Source organism: Citromicrobium bathyomarinum, from assembly GCF_038594485.1.
In the GTDB taxonomy this organism is placed as follows: Bacteria; Pseudomonadota; Alphaproteobacteria; order Sphingomonadales; family Sphingomonadaceae; genus Alteriqipengyuania; species Alteriqipengyuania bathyomarina_A.
Genome location: NZ_JBCFZG010000006.1, coordinates 81,873 through 98,358 on the forward strand (window position 1 = coordinate 81,873; position 16,486 = coordinate 98,358).

18 protein-coding genes are annotated in these 16,486 nt (G+C 65.6%); 7 read left to right on the plus strand and 11 right to left on the minus strand.

Features of this window, described 5'->3' with window-relative positions; translation table 11 throughout:
• Window positions 1-102: 102 nt before the first annotated feature.
• The 6 genes from AAG591_RS11595 to sdhC all read right to left on the minus strand — a co-directional run bounded on the left by AAG591_RS11595 (window position 103) and on the right by sdhC (window position 5,894).
• Complete coding sequence (locus AAG591_RS11595) at window positions 103-1,806, minus strand: M56 family metallopeptidase (protein ID WP_342531475.1); 1,704 nt, start codon at window positions 1,804-1,806, stop codon at window positions 103-105.
• A complete protein-coding gene (locus AAG591_RS11600; protein WP_342531662.1) occupies window positions 1,803-2,192 on the minus strand; it encodes a BlaI/MecI/CopY family transcriptional regulator in 390 nt (129 codons plus the stop codon). Before AAG591_RS11600 ends, AAG591_RS11595 begins: the two co-directional genes overlap by 4 nt.
• Window positions 2,193-2,313: 121 nt before the next feature.
• The gene (locus AAG591_RS11605) at window positions 2,314-3,183 is read right to left on the minus strand and encodes a glycoside hydrolase (protein ID WP_342531476.1); all 870 of its coding nucleotides are present in this window, start codon (window positions 3,181-3,183) and stop codon (window positions 2,314-2,316) included.
• 58 nt (window positions 3,184-3,241) lie between these two features.
• Entirely contained in the window at window positions 3,242-5,116 is a 1,875-nt protein-coding gene (sdhA, locus tag AAG591_RS11610) for a succinate dehydrogenase flavoprotein subunit (RefSeq protein WP_342531477.1), read from the minus strand.
• Window positions 5,116-5,502, minus strand: coding sequence for a succinate dehydrogenase, hydrophobic membrane anchor protein (gene sdhD / locus AAG591_RS11615; RefSeq protein ID WP_342531478.1), 387 nt, complete (start codon window positions 5,500-5,502; stop codon window positions 5,116-5,118). Before sdhD ends, sdhA begins: the two co-directional genes overlap by 1 nt.
• Before the next feature lie 11 nt (window positions 5,503-5,513).
• Window positions 5,514-5,894, minus strand: a complete 381-nt coding sequence (gene sdhC, locus AAG591_RS11620) for a succinate dehydrogenase, cytochrome b556 subunit (protein ID WP_342531479.1) — start codon at window positions 5,892-5,894, stop codon at window positions 5,514-5,516.
• Between the two features lie 173 nt (window positions 5,895-6,067).
• Between sdhC and AAG591_RS11625 the strand changes: the two genes are divergently transcribed.
• The 6 genes from AAG591_RS11625 (at window position 6,068) to AAG591_RS11650 (ending at window position 10,847) form a co-directional block, all read left to right on the plus strand.
• Window positions 6,068-6,778, plus strand: coding sequence for an SDR family NAD(P)-dependent oxidoreductase (locus tag AAG591_RS11625; RefSeq protein WP_342531480.1), 711 nt, complete (start codon window positions 6,068-6,070; stop codon window positions 6,776-6,778).
• Window positions 6,768-7,718, plus strand: coding sequence for a subclass B3 metallo-beta-lactamase (gene bla, locus AAG591_RS11630; protein WP_342531481.1), 951 nt, complete (start codon window positions 6,768-6,770; stop codon window positions 7,716-7,718). The genes AAG591_RS11625 and bla overlap by 11 nt, the downstream gene beginning before the upstream one ends.
• Entirely contained in the window at window positions 7,715-8,314 is a 600-nt protein-coding gene (locus AAG591_RS11635) for a DUF6151 family protein (protein ID WP_342531482.1), read from the plus strand. The genes bla and AAG591_RS11635 overlap by 4 nt, the downstream gene beginning before the upstream one ends.
• Window positions 8,304-9,245: a 50S ribosomal protein L11 methyltransferase gene (locus tag AAG591_RS11640; RefSeq protein ID WP_342531483.1), complete on the plus strand. Its 942-nt coding sequence runs from the start codon at window positions 8,304-8,306 to the stop codon at window positions 9,243-9,245. The genes AAG591_RS11635 and AAG591_RS11640 overlap by 11 nt, the downstream gene beginning before the upstream one ends.
• Window positions 9,221-9,943 (plus strand): DUF2459 domain-containing protein, encoded by a 723-nt coding sequence (locus AAG591_RS11645; protein ID WP_342531484.1) that lies wholly within the window; start codon window positions 9,221-9,223, stop codon window positions 9,941-9,943. The genes AAG591_RS11640 and AAG591_RS11645 overlap by 25 nt, the downstream gene beginning before the upstream one ends.
• A gap of 70 nt (window positions 9,944-10,013) precedes the next feature.
• Window positions 10,014-10,847 (plus strand): sterol desaturase family protein, encoded by an 834-nt coding sequence (locus tag AAG591_RS11650; RefSeq protein ID WP_342531485.1) that lies wholly within the window; start codon window positions 10,014-10,016, stop codon window positions 10,845-10,847.
• Here AAG591_RS11650 and AAG591_RS11655 read toward each other — a convergent pair.
• Window positions 10,844-11,797, minus strand: coding sequence for an RNA polymerase sigma factor (locus AAG591_RS11655; RefSeq protein WP_342531486.1), 954 nt, complete (start codon window positions 11,795-11,797; stop codon window positions 10,844-10,846). The genes AAG591_RS11650 and AAG591_RS11655 overlap by 4 nt on opposite strands.
• On the opposite strand from AAG591_RS11655, the gene AAG591_RS11660 reads away from it, so the two are divergent.
• A complete protein-coding gene (locus AAG591_RS11660; protein ID WP_342531487.1) occupies window positions 11,726-12,064 on the plus strand; it encodes a hypothetical protein in 339 nt (112 codons plus the stop codon). The two genes, AAG591_RS11655 and AAG591_RS11660, sit on opposite strands and share 72 nt — an antisense overlap.
• On the opposite strand, the gene AAG591_RS11665 is transcribed toward AAG591_RS11660, so the two are convergent.
• The 4 genes from AAG591_RS11665 to ligA all read right to left on the minus strand — a co-directional run bounded on the left by AAG591_RS11665 (window position 12,061) and on the right by ligA (window position 16,436).
• On the minus strand, window positions 12,061-12,414 hold the full coding sequence (locus tag AAG591_RS11665; RefSeq protein WP_342531489.1) for a YciI family protein: 354 nt from the start codon (window positions 12,412-12,414) through the stop codon (window positions 12,061-12,063). The two genes, AAG591_RS11660 and AAG591_RS11665, sit on opposite strands and share 4 nt — an antisense overlap.
• 40 nt (window positions 12,415-12,454) lie before the next feature.
• The gene (locus AAG591_RS11670; RefSeq protein ID WP_342531491.1) at window positions 12,455-13,651 is read right to left on the minus strand and encodes a serine hydrolase; all 1,197 of its coding nucleotides are present in this window, start codon (window positions 13,649-13,651) and stop codon (window positions 12,455-12,457) included.
• A 49-nt stretch (window positions 13,652-13,700) separates the two neighbouring features.
• Window positions 13,701-14,132 (minus strand): hypothetical protein, encoded by a 432-nt coding sequence (locus AAG591_RS11675; protein WP_342531492.1) that lies wholly within the window; start codon window positions 14,130-14,132, stop codon window positions 13,701-13,703.
• Between the two features lie 93 nt (window positions 14,133-14,225).
• A complete protein-coding gene (gene ligA / locus AAG591_RS11680) occupies window positions 14,226-16,436 on the minus strand; it encodes an NAD-dependent DNA ligase LigA (protein WP_342531493.1) in 2,211 nt (736 codons plus the stop codon).
• Between the last annotated feature and the right edge of the window lie 50 nt (window positions 16,437-16,486).

Below are 16,486 nucleotides of genomic sequence, written 5' to 3' on the forward strand. Positions count from 1 at the left end.
CGCTGGGCTTCGCCCGCTCACCCTTCCCCGGCTGACACATGAAAATTGGCAGCGCACGCCAGGGGGAAAACGTGCGCTGCCATCAGTGCGGCTGACTTAGGGTTAGTTCACCGCGGAAAGTTCGCGCATCGCCTCGTCGAGGTCGCGGAGCGCTTCGGCACGCTCGCTTGCGGACAGCGTGCGATCGCGCTCGATCGAAACGCGCGCCTGGACAATCGCGCTCCTGGCACTGGCCAGCGCGCCGGAAATGCAGGAACCCATGCCGCCGCCATTGGCAGCCCTCGCCTGCGACGACCCGTCGCAGTCGAAGCGCATGTCGCTCAGGCTGTCGACCATCTGGACCAGTGCCAGTCGCGTGTCCTTGTCGAGCTCGGTCGTCGCGTTGATCTCGCGCCGGGCATCTGCCAGATCGCGGCGCATTTCGCTGCGGGCGACCGACAATTCACGTTGCACGGAGATTTCGCGCTGCTTTTCGGCCTTGCGAGCCATGCGTTCGGCCTTGATCTCCATTTCACGCGCTGCGCGCTCGCTTTTTTCCGCCTTCGCGCTCAGCTTCCTGACCTCGACTTCGAGCTTCGCGCGTTCTTCGGTCGTCGCCTCGCGGCCGTTGATCTTGTAGCTGGTATGCTCGGTCGACCGACCGGCGTCGTCGGTCACCACCTTGCGTTCGACCTCGATGGTCCGACTTTCGCCGCCGGCCTCATCTCTGATCGTCAACACGTGGTCTGGAGCCGCCGGGGCGACAGGTGCCAGCGGCGCTTCGGGGGCGACCGGCGCCTCGGGCGCGGTTGGCGCTGCGGGCGCAGCGGGAGGCTCCGGCGCCTCAGGCACTTCTTTACCCATTGCGGTCTCGGCGTAGGAAATCGAAGCCGTCAGCGGCAGCGCCGCCAGTGCACCGATCGTCAGCACGCGCGCAGCGATGCGGCGGCGGGGGGAAACATCGGACATGGTCAAACTCCTCAGGCGGTGAATTATCGATTTGTCACCCAGCACCGGGCACGCCATCGGCGCGGCGAGCGCCAGGCTGGCTCGCCGGTCGCTGCGGGTCGCGAAGGAGGCGATGGTGGATGCGTAGGTTTCCCGCAGACGGGCATCGCAGCGTTCCACGACGCGGGCATCGCAGGCTGCCTCCTGGTCGCGCCGCATGGCACGCCAGCCCACCCAGCCGAGCGGGTTGAACCAGTGCAGCGCAAACAGCGGCTGCACGATCGCATTGGCCAGCAGGTCGCGCGCACGATGGTGTGCCAGCTCATGCTCGAGCGCGAGATCGCGGCGGGTTTCCTCGGTTTGCGCCATAAAACCCTCGGGCAGCGCGATCACCTTGTCGAACACGCCGAACGCGACCGGCGAAGCGGTTGCAGGCGATTCGATCAGGCGGACGCGACCGCGCACCCCGACCTGCACGCTCCCGCGCATCAATTCGCGGCGCATGGCGAAATAGAGGGCGTAGCGTTTGGTCAGGAAGACCGCCGCTCCCACGAGCCATATGGTCAGGCCGAGAAGCACCCAATCGATCGTCGGCTGCGTCGCGACCATCGGCTGCAGCATCATGCCCGCACCGCCGGTTTCCGCCACGCCATATCCGCCGATCGGCACCGGCACAGTAGCGACACTGGCGGGCGCGACCGATGCGGGGAGGACGATGGGCGGCAACATCAGCCGCAGAAAAGGCAGCGCCCAGAGCGCGTAGGCAGCCTTGGCACCGAAGTGCCGCGATACCGGACGGCGCAGCACCAGCACGGCCACGATCAGGCCACCGGTCCACATGAGCGTGTCGAGCGCGAAGCTTTGCAGGTCGATGCTCATTTGCGCATCTCCTTCAGCAGGCGTTCGATCTCGCCGAGATCCTCGTCGGTCAGCGCCTCGCTTTCGGCGAGATGGGCGAACAGCGAGGCCGCGCGGCCGCCGAACAGCCGATCCACCAGCCGACGGGATTCGCCGTCGACATAGTCCGAGCGTTCGATCAGCGGGGTGTAAAGGAACCGGCGCCCGTCGGGCTCGGTCGCCAGCGCGCCCTTGCCCACAAGGCGGGAAAGCAGCGTCTTCACCGTCGGCATCGACCAGCCGCGCGGCTCGCAGATTTCCTCGCAAACCTCGGTCGCGCTCACCGGATGGCGATCCCAGATCACCTCCATGATCGCGTGTTCCGCTTCGCTGATCCGTTCGCTCTTATCGATCTTCGACTGCGCCATCGATCTCCACCCTCCGTAGTCGATTACGTCTGTAGCCGCATCGATTACGGATGTAAACATTACCGGTGGATGAATGACGCTCGCGGTTCGACGAACAGCATTTTTTTGAGATGATCGCCGGTCAGCAGACTTCGGCGGTATTCTCCGGAATCGGGCCGGGCGGGACGCGCGCGTCGCTCATCCAGAATGGGTCCGCCGCCAGCCGGTGCCGGTCGCCGTAGGCGGCACGCAACGCGGCGGCGAGCTGCGGATCGTAGCTCTCCAGATCCCGATGGCTGAGGATCCGACGTCCATCGAACACCTGCAACCGGTTCGAATCGAACCAGAACTGCGTTCCTTCCGCCCAGTATTCCTGCATGGTGGTCATGTTGTATTCTTCGAACCACAGCCTGTTCGCCTGAGCGTTCGCATAGGCAGCCTCGACCTCGGCGTAGAGAGCCGGGTCCACGCCTTGAATCGCGAACAGGATGTTGTGCGCGAATTCGTGCACGAGGATCGTCTCGCCGTAATACCGGCTGGTCGGCAGGCCGAGCACGTCCTCTTCCGCACCCACCGTGTGCTGCCCACCGATCCCGCGCGCGCGGGCATCCCAGTAAGCGCGGTCGGTGAGCCGCCCGATCCGCTCGTCATAATGCTTCTTCTCGCACCGCGTCAGGCGCGGATCGTCGGGGGCCGGCTTTTTCCAGTGCGCGTTTTCGGGAAGGTCGAGCAGCGCCTCCGTCTCTCCGATGATGGCGACGCGATAGCCTTCCCGGCGCAGCCAGTCTGCGAGGTCGGGACGGTAGGCGAGCATATCCTCGATCATCGCTTCCGCCGCGACCAGCGCATCTTCGCGCACTTCGCTGGAGGAGACCACGGGGATACCGTCCGCATCGCGGTACTGGGTGTAGAAGGATGGAATGCCGAGCGCGGGCGGCGGGGACGTCGCAGCCATCGTAGCGCAGGCAGAAAGCGCCAGCAGGCTGGGCAGACCGATTGCACGGATAATCATCCGGCGAGACCTATACCCGTCCAGATGAACGGCGGACCAATCGGCCCGCCGCAACCCATCAATAGACCCGCTTCTTCGGCTTGATGTACTCGATATCGTCGGTCAGCGTGTATTCGTGCACCGGGCGGTAATCGATCTTCATCTCGCCCTTGCCCGCGCCCTTGGCACCGCCGCCCCAGCCGTCGAACCACGTGACGGTGTGCTTCATCCAGTTGGTATCGTCGCGCTCGGGGAAGTCCTCGTGCGCGTGCGCGCCGCGGCTTTCCTTGCGGTTGTCGGCGCTGGTCATGGTGACGCTGGCCTGAGCCATCAGGTTGTCGAGCTCCAGCGTCTCGATCAGGTCGCTGTTCCAGATCAGCGAGCGGTCGGACACGTGAATGTCCTGCATACTCGCGTTGACCTCGGCCAAATGCTTCTTGCCCGCGGCGAGCGTTTCGGTGTCGCGGAACACGGCAGCATGCTTCTGCATGGTCTTCTGCATGTCTTCGCGAATCCGCGCGGTCGGCAGGCTGCCCTTGGCGTGGCGGAAGTGGTCGAGCCGGGTCAGCGCGAGGTCGGCGCTGTCGGCGGGCAGCGCATCGTGCTTCGCGCCCGGCTTCATCGTGTCGGCCAGGCGATGGCCGATCGCGCGCCCGAACACCACGAGGTCGATCAGCGAGTTGGAACCGAGGCGGTTCGCCCCGTGAACCGAGACGCAGCCCGCTTCGCCCGCGGCGTAGAGTCCCGGCACGACATGATCGGGATTGCCGTCCGGCCCCAGCGTCACGACTTCGCCGTGATAGTTCGTCGGGATGCCGCCCATGTTGTAGTGGACGGTCGGCGTCACCGGCAGCGGTTCGCGCGTCAGGTCGACACCGGCGAAGATCTTGCCGCTTTCGGTGATGCCCGGCAGGCGCTCTGCCAGCACCTTGGGATCGATGTGATCGAGGTGCAGGTAGATGTGGTCCTTGTCCGCACCTACGCCGCGCCCTTCGCGCATCTCCAGCGCCATCGAGCGCGAGACGACGTCGCGGCTGGCGAGGTCCTTCGCGGAAGGCGCGTAACGCTCCATGAAGCGTTCGCCTTCAGAATTGGTCAGGTAGCCACCCTCACCACGCGCACCCTCGGTAATGAGCACGCCCGCACCGTAGATGCCGGTCGGGTGGAACTGGACGAATTCCATGTCCTGCAGCGGCAGGCCAGCGCGCAGTACCATGCCGCCACCATCGCCGGTGCAGGTGTGGGCCGACGTCGCGGTGTAGTAGCAGCGGCCATAGCCGCCGGTCGCCAGCACCACGGCGTGCGCGCGGAAGCGATGGATCGTGCCGTCATCCAGGCACATCGCTATCACACCGACGCAGCGGCGATCCGCACCCTCGCCCGCCATGATCAGGTCGATCGCGAAATATTCGATGAAGAAGTCCGCGTCGTACTTCAGGCTCTGCTGGTAGAGCGCGTGGAGCATCGCGTGCCCCGTACGGTCGGCTGCGGCGCAGGTGCGCTGCACGGGTGGGCCCTCGCCCATGTTCTGCATGTGGCCGCCGAACGGACGCTGGTAGATCGTGCCGTCATTGTTGCGGCTGAAGGGCACGCCTGCGTGCTCCAGCTCGTACACCGCTTGCGGGGCTTCGCGTGCGAGATATTCGATCGCGTCCTGGTCGCCCAGCCAGTCCGACCCCTTCACGGTGTCGTACATGTGCCAGGTCCAGTGATCGGGCGTATTGTTGCCAAGGCTGGCCGCGATCCCGCCCTGCGCCGCCACGGTGTGCGACCGGGTGGGGAAAACCTTGGAGATATTGGCGGTCTTGAAGCCAGCCTCTGCCGCGCCCATCGTCGCGCGCAGGCCCGATCCGCCCGCACCCACGACGACCACGTCGAACTCATGGTCGATGATCGGGTAGGCTTCGCCCGCCTTGCCGGAATTGGTGGTCTTACTGTCGGTATCGGTCGCCATCAGGCGGCTCCTGCAAATGCGATGCTGGCGATGCAGAAGATGCCGAATACGGCGCCTGCCACTGCCACGAGATTGAGAAGGGCGATCAGGGCGAAGCGGCTGCCGCCCTGGTGGATATAGTCCTCGATCAGCACCTGCAGCCCCAGCCGCGCGTGCCAGAACGTGCTGACGATCAGCAGGATCAGGGCGGCGGATGCGATCGGCGAGGCGAGCCAGTCGGTCACCGTGGCATAGTCGTAGCCCGGCAGCATCAGGAAGCTGACCAGCAGGAACAGCACCAGCACGAGGTTGCCGATCGCGGTGAACCGCTGCAGCAGCCAGTGATGCGCGCCCTCGTGGGCCGAGCCGAGACCGCGAACGCGGCCGATGGAGGTTCCGTTACCCATTGGGAAAAGCCTTACTTGGTGAAGATGATCGCCCAGAAGGCGATAGTCAGAACGACGCCGAGGATCGGTGCGAGCGTGGCCCAGAGCTTGTTGATGGTCAGCTCGTAGCCTGCGCCGATATCGAGCACGAAGTGGCGCAGTCCGCTCATCATATGGCTGAAGAACGCCCAGGTCAGGCCGATCAGGACGATGTAGCCGATCGGGCTGGTCATCACACCGGCGAAAGTCTCGTAAGCCTCAGGCCCGCTCGCCATCGCGCCCAGCCACCACAGCAGTACGGCCAGACCGACCAGCGCCATTCCGTCGCCGGTGACGCGGTGCAGGATCGAGGTAAACATGTGCGGGCCCCACTTCCAGATCTGGAGATGGGGAGAGAGCGGTCTGTTCGACATGGTGTCTAGCGGGTCCAATCTGGCCGGATGCGGTAAGTCTTGCGCCTCCACTTAGCGAAAGCACGGGGAGGTTCAAGCGAGTCCAAAGGCTGGATGTGCCAAAGCACGGGGAATGGGGTCAGTGCAAGCGTGGGGGTTGGTAGCCTGCCGCAATCGGCCTAACAGGTGGGCCCATGACAGGCATTCTCGTCACAGGATCGAGCCGGGGCATCGGGGCGGCCATTCGCGAACAGCTGGAGGCGCGCTGCGTGCGCGTGATCGGCCATTCCACACGCGGGCTGGAAGAAGGCGAGATTGCCGCCGATTTCACCGAGCCTTCCGCGCCTTCGATGCTGTGGGAAGAGGCGTTGCGGCAGTCCGACGGCGAGATCGACGTGCTGATTAACAATGCCGGCCTGTTCGACGGAATCCCGCTCGATACCTCGGATATCGAATGGCTCGATGCGTGGGAGGAAACGCTGCGGATCAACCTGACCGCCGCCGCGCAGCTCAGCCGGTTCGCGGTGCGCCACTGGCAGGAACGCGGCGTATCGGGGCGGGTCGTCCACGTCGCCAGCCGCGCAGGCCATCGCGGCGATTCGCCCGAACACTGGCACTATGCTGCGGCGAAAGGCGGGATGCTGGCGCTGCACAAGACGATTGCGCGCGCCTACGCGAGCGAGGGGATTTACAGCTTCGCGGTCACGCCGGGCTTCACCGACACCGCGATGGCCGGCGATTATCTTGAAAGCCGGGGCGGCCCCGGCCTGCTCGCCGATATTCCGCTGGGCCGCGTGGCCGAGCCTGAGGAAATCGCCGATATCGCGATCTGGTGCGCGCTCGATGCGCCGCCGAGCATGACCGGCGCGACGATCGACGCCAATGGAGCAAGCTATGTCCGGTAAATTCCCGGCCCTCGCGGCGCTGGCTCTCCTCGCAGCAGGCTGCGCCCCCGCGACCGAACCGGTCTCTAGCGCTGCCGAGGCAGAGCAGACGAGCATCGTCACCTCCCCCGACCTCGCCGTACGTTTCCGGCAGTCGGAGTTCCTCGACCAATGCGAGGACTTCGACGAGTGGGACAAGCCCTCCCCGCCGTTCGAGCTGCTCGGCGACACATGGTACGTCGGCACCTGCGGTATCTCCGCGATCCTCGTCATTGGCGAGGATGGCCACGTCCTGATCGACAGCGGGGTCGAGGCTGCCGCCCCTCTGATCCTCGACAATATCCGCGCGATCGGGATCGACCCGCGCGACATACGCTACCTGCTGATGAGCCACGAGCATTTCGATCATGTCGGCGCGCATGCTGCCCTCGTGGAAGCGACCGGAGCGCAGGTGATCGCCTCGCCCGAAGCGGCGAAGGTTCTGGCCAGCGGCAAGGTCGGCGCGGACGATCCGCAGGCCGCGATCCACCCCGCGATGACGCCGGTGAAGGTCGACCGGGTCGTCAGCGATGGCGAAGTGCTGAAGCTGGGCGGCAAGGAATTCACCGCGCATTTCACCCCCGGCCACACGCCGGGCGCGACGAGCTGGACGTGGAGCGCCTGCGCGCTTCCCTGGCAGCCGCCCGTGTGCCGCCGTATCGCCTATGTCGACAGCCTCTCGCCCGTCTCGGCAGACGATTACCGCTTTAGCGATCACCCGGCAGTCGTGGCCGATTTCCGGCGCAGCATCGCCAGCGTCGCCACGCTTCCTTGCGACCTGCTCGTCACGCCGCATCCTTCGTCGAGCGGGATGCTCGACCGGATGAAGGGCGGCGGGTTGCTGGATGGCGCCGCTTGCGCCGATTACGCGCAAGCCCTCTCAAAGCGTCTCGACGAGCGGTTGGCGAAAGAGCGTCGATGAACGACGATCTGTCCTTCGCCTGCCGATGTGGCACCGTGCGGGGCACGATCCGGAAGGCGACGCGGCGGGAGGGCGACTTCGTCGTGTGCCACTGCACCGATTGCCAGACGTTCGCCAATCGCTTCGATGCGGGCGACAGGGTGATGGACGAGCAGAACGCAGGCACACCGCTCTACCAGAGCCGCTGCGCGCGGATGCGTATAGAGAGCGGCATCGACCGTCTGCAATGCCTCCACCTGACCGACAAGCCCACGCTGCGCTGGTACGCGGGATGCTGCAACACGCCGATGTTCAACACCTTCAAGACCGGCAAAATTCCCTACGTCACCACGCTGGTCGGCAATTGCGACGCCGAGGCGCGGACGCGGATGCTGGGGGAACCGATCGGACACCTCTTTGTCGATGACGATCCGGCGTGTACCGGGCCGGTCCGCCGCCTTTCGATGAACACGCTGATGCGCCGTTTCTTCGTCAGGATGGTCAAGGACATCGTCTCGGGCGACCGCCGCCGGAGCGCGCTGTTCGATCCCGAAACGCTGGAGCCTGTCTCCACCCCGACGCGCCTTACGAAGGAAACGACCGCCCATGTCGGCTGACATTACTGCCGAAGACGCCGGAATCAGCTGGAAGCTGACCGCACTGGTCGACCGCACCGCTGCCGAGGCGGCGCTCGCGGCGAGTGTGGAGGAGGCGTGGGACAGCGATCTGGTGATGAGCGCGCACGAGGTCGAGGCGGATCGCTACGACCCGATGAATGCGGGCCTGTGGCGGATCGAGGCATGGTATCCGCGCAAGCCCGACAAGGCACTGCGCGCCACGCTCAAGACCATGTTCGACGGCAACCCGCCGGACTTCACGCTGGAAAAGGTCGAGCCGGAAGACTGGGTGACGCTCAGCCAGCATGCGGTCGAGCCGGTACGCGCGGGGCCGTTCCATATCCGCACGCCCGATTTCCCGGCGGACGAAAGCGCGATCGACCTGATCATCCCCGCCAGCCGCGCCTTCGGCACCGGACAGCACGAGACCACCGCAGGGTGCCTTGCGATGCTCGGCTGGCTGAAGCAGCGCGGCGTTCGTCCACGCTGGATTGCCGATATCGGGACGGGCACCGGCCTGCTCGCCATCGGCGCGCTCAAACTGTTTCCCACGGCGAACGTCATCGCCAGCGATATCGACCCGGTGTGCGCCGAGATCGTCGGGGAAAATGCGGCTGGCAACGCGGTTCCGCTAGGGCAGAGGCCAGGTGCGCTCCATTACGTCACCGCGCCGGGGATGGATCATCCCGCGCTGAAGGCTCGCGCGCCCTATGACCTGCTGATCGCCAACATCCTCGCCCGGCCGCTGATCGAACTCGCGCCCGACTTCGCCCGCACGCTGATGCCCGGCGCGCGGGTGATCCTGGCCGGGCTGCTGACCACGCAGGAAGCGAAAGTGACGCGTGCGTACCAGCGGCAGGGCCTGCGGATGGAGCGGCAGATTGCCGACGGCGACTGGTCGATCCTGTGCCTGCGCAGCGTGCGGGGGTGAGAGCGTTCGGCCTCCTGGGCCGCGCAATTGGCTGGCTGATCGCGCTGCTCGCGCTGATCGTAGCGGGCTATTTCCTCGCCGCATGGATCGGATCGTCGATCCCTCGCAATTCGGGATGGACCGAGGCCGAGACCGGCATCCCGGTGATGGTCGAGGACAATGGGTATCATACCGGTATCGTCATGCCGGTGGTCACGCCGGTGAAGGACTGGCGCGATACCTTCCCTTCGCTGGCCGGGCCGACGGCACATGGCGCGCGGCCGACGCACGTCTCGGTCGGCTGGGGCGACCGCGAGGTTTACCGGACCGTGGCCACATGGGACGACCTCAAAGCCTCCACCGTGCTGCGGGTCGCCACGCGCGGAGGGCCTGCCGTGATGCAGGTCGCAGGCTATTATCGCCCCGGCACAAGCACGCACCGCCGTTGGCTGATCCTGCGCGAAGAGGAATATGCACGGCTGGTCGCGCAGGTGGAGCACACGCTGCCCCCTCTCGACGACCCGACTGAAAGGGTCAGCTATTCCAGCTTCGATCCGAAGGCGAAGGTGTTCGACGCCAGGGGACGCTACTGGATCGGCTATACCTGCAACCAGTGGGTGGCAGACGCATTGGCCGAGGCGGGCGTGACAATCGGATCCTGGACCCCGCTGTCGGGCGGCGTGATGAAGTGGATACCGCAAGGCGACAAGGAATCCTGATCGTCAGCCGATCGGATCGCCAAAAATATGCATGACGGCGCGCGCTGCTTGCATTAATGTCAATAACCTCATGATCGATCTGCCCGCCGCATTCGACCTTTTCGCCGACCGCATGATGCGGGTGATCTATTTCGATATGCAGCGGTACTTCGTGGCGGCAGGGCTTTTCACCATCGCGCTGCTCGTGTTTCGCAGCTGGGCGCAGCGCAAGCGGATCCAGAACCGCCGCGCGGCGCGCAAGGATTATACGCGCGAAATCGCCTCTTCGCTGCACACCTCGTTCATCTTCGCGCTGACCACCTTCCTCACGCTGGCCCTGCGCGAGGTCGGGCTGGTCAAGCTCAAGATCGAAACTTTCACGATCGTCACCGTCGCCTGGCAGTTGGTGCTGATGATCGTCGCGCACGACGCCTATTTCTACTGGATGCACCGCGCACTGCACCACAGGCGCCTGTTCCGCACGACGCACCTGCACCATCACAAGTCGCGCACTCCGACCCCCTGGACCGCGTACAGCTTTTCCAGTTGGGAGGCCGTGACCGAGGCGCTGTTCATCCCGCTGTTCATGCTGGCGACCAGCACGATGGGCTTCGCGATGACCGGCCTCGCGGTGTTCCTGTTCCTGTGGCACATGATCGTCCGCAACGTGATCGGGCACCTCGGCGTAGAGCTGTACCCGGCGGGCTGGGTCGACAATCGCTGGGTCGGCTGGTGGAACACGACCACGCATCACGATCTGCACCACAGCTCGGGCAACACCAATTTCGGGCTCTACTTCACCTGGTGGGATCGCTGGATGGGCACCGAGCACCCGCGCTACCGTGAGGAATTCCGCAAGGTGACCGCACGCACGCGCAAAGCGATGCGGGAGAAGGAATCGGCGGGTGGAGCCGCCCCGGCCTAAGCCGTGAGCGCGTCGCGCTGTGCGGCAAGAAAGCGCGCCTCGGCAGGCTCCGGCTCAAGCGCTAGCGCCGCATCATAGGCGGCGCGCGCCTGCTCGCCCCGCCCAGCCCGCGCCAGCATGTCGGCGCGTGCCGCATGAAACGGCAGGAAATCGGCCAGCGTCTTTGCATCGAGTTCGTCCATTGCTGCCAGCCCATCCTCGGGCGAGTGCGCGCGAGATAGCGCCACCGCGCGATTGATCGCGACCACGGGTGTGGGCCGCATCGCCAGCAGCATGTCGTAGAGGCGCAGGATCGTGCGCCAGTCGGCCGATCGATGGTGCAAGCGCATCGCATGGGTCAGGTGAATCGCGGCGAGAGTCTGCATCGGTCCGGGTGTGCGCAACGCGGTCGCCCGGTCGAGCGCCCTGCGCCCCGCCTCGATCCTCACCGCATCCCACCGCGCAACATCCTGTTCGGTCAGCGGCACCATCGAACCTTTGTCGTCCAGCCGCGCGTTCTCGCGCGAGCGAACAACGGAGACCACCGCCAGCAATCCGAGTGCCTCCGCCTCCTCCGGCATCAACTCGGCGAGAAGCTCCGCCAGCCGCTCGACCTCCGGGGCAAGACCTTCGGTGTCGCCTCCACCGCCGGCATCGCGGTAGGCAATGCCCAGCGCGGTTTCGAGCGTTTCGAGCACCGCACCCACACGCTCCGCCCATTCGCCCGGAGGCGGCGTCTCGAACGGGATTTTCGCTGCCTTTATCTTCGTCTTCGCACGCGTGATCCGCTGATACATCGCCGCCTCGCTGACCAGAAAGGCGCGCGCAATCCTCAGGACCGAGACACCGCAGATCGTCCGCAAGGCCAGCGCAATCCGCGCCTCCAGCGCGAGCGCGGGATGGCAGCAGATGAAGAGCAGCCGCAGCCGTTCGTCGGGGATCGGCTCGGGGAAGGCAATCACATCGCCCATGCCGTCCACCTCGGGCTGGCTGGCGATCGCCCGCGCCTCCCGCTCCGCCTTGCGCCGCGCATCGAGCGCGCGCCGCCGCGCGGCGACGTAAGCCCACGCCGCCGGATCGCGGATCGGCGTTTCCTCGCGCAGGGCCGCCTCGCACGCCGCCGCAAACGCGTCTTCGGCGAGGTCGAGATCGCGGAACTGCGCGGCAAGGGCTGCGACGACCCGGGGTCGCGCAGCCGCAAGCGCATCAGCCAGAACGCCCAGACCGCCCAGGGCTAGTCCTGCCAGACCGGACGAATTTCGACCGCCCCGTTGCCGGGGATCGGGATCATCCGCGCCCAGCGGACCGCATCGTCATGGTCCTGCGCCTCGATCAGGTAGAAGCCGCCCAGTTCCTCGTGCGTTTCGGCGAAGGGGCCGTCGTGCAGCGTGCCCTCGCCGCCGTTTTCGTAACGGATCGTGGTTGCGGTCTGCGCCTCGCGCAGCCGCTCTCCGCTGAAGGCGACGCCCGCCGCACCCAGCTCTTCCATCAGCTTCATATGGCCCGCCAGCGTGGCCGCAAGCACCGCCTCGCCATCCGCACCCGCATAGGTGCTCTCGTCTTCGTGAATCAGCAGCATGTATTGCATCGCCCGTCCTCCGGTTCGGCACCGCCCCTGTGGCGGTACTCTACACCTGAGACGCCGCCGGTGCGCGCGTTTCGACAGGCTCGGCAGATTTTTTCGAGGGGCCTGGGTCTTTCTCGTTCGCACCCGGCCCGCTGGCCATATGATGATAGCCCGCGATCGCCCGCACGACGCCGTGCATCATCTCCATCCGTTCGGGCACCGGCACATGCGTCCGCCCGATCATCACCGCGACGGTGTAGATGCTCCCATCGGGCGCGGTGAGGATGCCGACATCATTGTAGCCTGCCTGATCGGCCGGCGTGCCCTGCGGCACGATGTCGAGCACCTGCCCCGTGCCCGTCTTGTGCGCGATGCTCCACCCTTCGGGCAGCCCGCCCTTCAACCGGTTGGGGCCGCTCTTGACCTCGCCCAGCCAGCCTAGGAAGCGCGCGGTATTCGCGGGCGAGAGCAGTTCGCCCTCCTTCAGCTGCGCGAGCGCCGAGGCAATCGCCACGGGCGTCGCGCCGTCCACCGGGTCGTCAACATATGCGTCGAAGGCGGCCTTGCGCACATCTTGCGGCACGCCCTTGCGCACCTCGAAAAACGTATCGCCCAGCGCGTAGGGCTGACGCCATTCGAGCCCGGCAATCTGCGACTGCATCGGCCGCTCGCCCGGGCCGAAGCGGATATCGGCGAAACCCTTCTTCGCGAGCGTGCTGCGAACCTGCTCGGGCCCGCCGACCCGGCGCAGCACGGTATCGTTGGCGGTGTTATCGCTCTGGGTCAGCGCACGCTTGATGAAGTCGGCATAGCTGCTGGAGAAGCTGCCCTGCGCGATCACGTTCTGGCGGATCGGACTGTGAAACACCGCGAGGTCGCCCATCCGCACCGTGCCGGTCTCACCCAGATCGAGCGTGCCGCGATCCGCCATGTCGAGCGCGGTCAGCGCGACCCACAGCTTGCTGACGCTCTGCTGCGGGTAGAGTTTCGTGCCCTTGAAATGGACCATGCGTCCGCGCGCCGGATCATACACCGCGATCCCCACCTTGCCATCGAGCCCGGTGCCGAGCGCGAACAGCTGATCGTCGAGCCACTCCTCCTCCGGCGACCGCTCGACCGTCAGGTCTTCGGCTGCCTGCTCGATCCGCTCCTCGAAAGTCGGCGCGCCCGACGTATCACTTGTCGCATCGGTCAGATGACAAGTTGCCAGCGAACCGAGCGCGAGGGCGCAGAAGAAGAAGATTAGCAGGGGGCGCATGGCGGGGATATAGACCCCATCGGCTCGAAAGGAATGGCCGAAGCGCGGATCAGCCCGCCTTCAGTTTTGCGTTCAAGGCGTCGATCTCGGCCCGGTCCGCATCCGCAGCCGAATCATTGCCGAGGAGACGATTCGTACTCACGCGCTCCCGCAAGACCATGAGCCGTGCTTTGTCGCGATACTTCTGCTCTGCGAAAGTGGCAGCGATACCGAATGCCTCATCGTAGTCTGCTAGGGTTCGTCTGACCGATACTGCATCCTGACTGAGCTTGATGCGGACATAGGCACGACTGTTGAGCGCCTGAATCCGAAGAATTTTCGATATACTCTTGTCGGTCAGAAACTGCGTGCACGCATTTAGGCGCAATTGCGGTTCATAGTAATGCGTCAAGCAGATATCTTCCGCGGTGGGCTGGGCCGAAATCGGCTGAGCTGCAAGGGTCGAAAGCGTTAAGAGGATCGCCACATGGTACATACGCATGCGTGTTTTCCTTGTTGGAAGACCCCGCAAAGAGCTATATCGCAGATGAATACGGGTCAATTGGGATCGTGAAGACTGACTTACCTTCCTGACCTACGCTTGGCCCGCACCTGAGACAATCTTCGCCCAGCCCGCCTCGTCGATAATCTCGATGCCCAGCTCTTCCGCCTTTTTCATCTTGCTGCCTGCACCCGGCCCGGCGACCAGCAGATCGGTCTTGGCCGACACGCTGCCTGCGGCCTTGGCACCCAGCCTTTCGGCCTGCGCCTTGGCCTCGTCGCGGCTCATCGTTTCGAGCTTGCCGGTGAAGACGACCGTCTTGCCTGCGACGGGGCTTTCGACCGTCTCGACCTCGTAGATCGGCGGGTCGACCTCGCCCGCCCCCGGCTCGGTGCCGATCAGATCGTCCCACACCTGCCGGTTGTGCTCTTCGTGGAAGAAGTCGGCGAGCGCGTGGCCCACAGCCGTGCCGATCCCGTCGGCGCGCACTTCGTAAATGCGGCGCACCGCGTCGAGCATGCGCGTGTTGAACGGGCTGACCTTTTCGTCCGCCCCTTGCGGGTTTTCGCTGCGGTACTCGTGGAACTGTGCCGCCTTGCCCGGCAGCTTGCGAATATCGCCCAGTCCTTTCAGCAGGTCGCGCGCGGTCACCGCGCCGACATGGCGGATACCCAGCCCGAACAGTAGCCGCGCGGCATCGGGCGCGCGCTTGTCTTCCACCGCGGCCAACAGGTTATCCACCGACTTGTCCTGCCAGCCCTCCAACGCGAGGATATCCTCGCGCCGCTTGCGCAGGCGGAAGATGTCGACCGGGCTCGACAGCCAGCCATGCTCGATGAACTGCGCAATGGTCTTCTCGCCAAGCCCCTCGATATCGAGCGCGCCGCGGCTGACGAAGTGCTTGAGGCGTTCGAGCCGCTGCGCCGGGCAGATGAGGCCACCGGTGCAGCGCACGTCGACCTCGCCTTCCTCCGCCACGGCTTCGCTGCCGCATTCGGGGCAGTTGCTGGGGAAGTGATAAGGCTCGCGCTCGACCTCGCGGGTCAGGTTCTCGACCACCTGCGGGATCACATCGCCCGCGCGCTGGATCAGCACCCGGTCGCCGACGCGCAGGCCGAGCCGCGCGATCTCGTCGCGGTTGTGGAGCGTCACGTTGGTCACCGTCACGCCGCCGACCAGCACCGGGGCGAGCCGCCCGACGGGGGTCAGCTTGCCCGTACGCCCGACCTGAATGTCGATCGCCTCCAGCGTGGTCTCGGCGCGTTCGGCGGGGAACTTGTGCGCCAGTGCCCAGCGCGGGGCCTTGGCGACAAAACCCAGCCGCTCCTGCCAGTCGTGGCGATCGACCTTGTAGACCACGCCGTCGATTTCATAGGGCAAGTCAGGGCGTTGCGCGGCGATGCTCTCGTAATGGGCGAGCAGCGCATCGAGCCCCTCGACGCGGGTGAACAGCTGCGAGACCGGCAGGCCGAACGCCTCGATCGCGCGGATCACGTCGAACTGCGTTTCGCCCGGCAGATCGCCCTGCACCTCGCCCCAGCCGTGCGCCCAGAAGCGCAAGGGGCGTTTCGCGGTGACGCTCGCGTCCTTCTGCCGCAGCGATCCCGCAGCCGCGTTGCGCGGATTTGCGAACTGGCGGACTTTCGCGGGGTCGAATTCCTCGCCCTTCGCCTCCGCAGCCGCCCGCGCCTCGTCCATCAGCCGCGTGTTGAGATCGGCAAAGGCGGCGCGTTCCATGTAGACCTCGCCACGCACCTCGAACACTTCGGGCGGATCGCCCTTCAGCGTCTGCGGAATATCCGCGATATGCGCCACGTTGGGCGTCACATCCTCGCCCACCTGCCCGTCGCCGCGGGTCGCCGCGCGGACCAGCTCGCCGTCCTCGTAACGCAGCGAGCAGGAGAGACCGTCGATCTTGTCCTCGGCGGTGAAGGCGATCGGCGTGTCGGCATCCAGATCGAGGAAGCGCCGCACGCGCGCGACCCACTCGCCGACTTCCTCCGCGTTGAACGCATTTTCGAGGCTCATCATCCGCACCGCGTGGGTGACCTTGGACAGCGGCGATGCGGCGACCTCGTGACCCACGCCCTTCGACGGCGAATCGGCGCGGATCAGGTGCGGGAATGCCGCCTCCAGCGCCTCGTTCCGGCGAACCAGCGCGTCGTATTCCTGATCGGTAATCTCAGGCGCGTCCTCGGCGTGATAGAGCCGGTTGTGCTTCTTTATCTCGCGCGCGAGCCGCATCAGCTCGTTCGCGGCGTCCGCTTCGGACAGGTCTTCGGAGAGGTTTTGAGGGTCGGCCATCACCCGTGTCGATAGGGCACAGTCGCGAGTTTACGGAAGCCATTTTCTCG

What these genes read in the sequence shown, in the direction of transcription:
- AAG591_RS11640 (WP_342531483.1), top strand. Translation starts at nt 8,304, where the DNA reads ATGTCGGCTGACATTACTGCCGAAGACGCCGGAATCAGCTGGAAGCTG.
- AAG591_RS11600 (WP_342531662.1), bottom strand. Translation starts at nt 2,192, where the DNA reads ATGGCGCAGTCGAAGATCGATAAGAGCGAACGGATCAGCGAAGCGGAA.
- AAG591_RS11605 (WP_342531476.1), bottom strand. Translation starts at nt 3,183, where the DNA reads ATGATTATCCGTGCAATCGGTCTGCCCAGCCTGCTGGCGCTTTCTGCC.
- AAG591_RS11660 (WP_342531487.1), top strand. Translation starts at nt 11,726, where the DNA reads ATGGCAGCAGATGAAGAGCAGCCGCAGCCGTTCGTCGGGGATCGGCTC.
- AAG591_RS11650 (WP_342531485.1), top strand. Translation starts at nt 10,014, where the DNA reads ATGATCGATCTGCCCGCCGCATTCGACCTTTTCGCCGACCGCATGATG.
- sdhC (WP_342531479.1), bottom strand. Translation starts at nt 5,894, where the DNA reads ATGTCGAACAGACCGCTCTCTCCCCATCTCCAGATCTGGAAGTGGGGC.
- AAG591_RS11625 (WP_342531480.1), top strand. Translation starts at nt 6,068, where the DNA reads ATGACAGGCATTCTCGTCACAGGATCGAGCCGGGGCATCGGGGCGGCC.
- sdhD (WP_342531478.1), bottom strand. Translation starts at nt 5,502, where the DNA reads ATGGGTAACGGAACCTCCATCGGCCGCGTTCGCGGTCTCGGCTCGGCC.
- ligA (WP_342531493.1), bottom strand. Translation starts at nt 16,436, where the DNA reads ATGGCCGACCCTCAAAACCTCTCCGAAGACCTGTCCGAAGCGGACGCC.
- AAG591_RS11670 (WP_342531491.1), bottom strand. Translation starts at nt 13,651, where the DNA reads ATGCGCCCCCTGCTAATCTTCTTCTTCTGCGCCCTCGCGCTCGGTTCG.
- AAG591_RS11665 (WP_342531489.1), bottom strand. Translation starts at nt 12,414, where the DNA reads ATGCAATACATGCTGCTGATTCACGAAGACGAGAGCACCTATGCGGGT.
- AAG591_RS11675 (WP_342531492.1), bottom strand. Translation starts at nt 14,132, where the DNA reads ATGCGTATGTACCATGTGGCGATCCTCTTAACGCTTTCGACCCTTGCA.
- sdhA (WP_342531477.1), bottom strand. Translation starts at nt 5,116, where the DNA reads ATGGCGACCGATACCGACAGTAAGACCACCAATTCCGGCAAGGCGGGC.
- AAG591_RS11635 (WP_342531482.1), top strand. Translation starts at nt 7,715, where the DNA reads ATGAACGACGATCTGTCCTTCGCCTGCCGATGTGGCACCGTGCGGGGC.
- bla (WP_342531481.1), top strand. Translation starts at nt 6,768, where the DNA reads ATGTCCGGTAAATTCCCGGCCCTCGCGGCGCTGGCTCTCCTCGCAGCA.
- AAG591_RS11595 (WP_342531475.1), bottom strand. Translation starts at nt 1,806, where the DNA reads ATGAGCATCGACCTGCAAAGCTTCGCGCTCGACACGCTCATGTGGACC.
- AAG591_RS11655 (WP_342531486.1), bottom strand. Translation starts at nt 11,797, where the DNA reads ATGGGCGATGTGATTGCCTTCCCCGAGCCGATCCCCGACGAACGGCTG.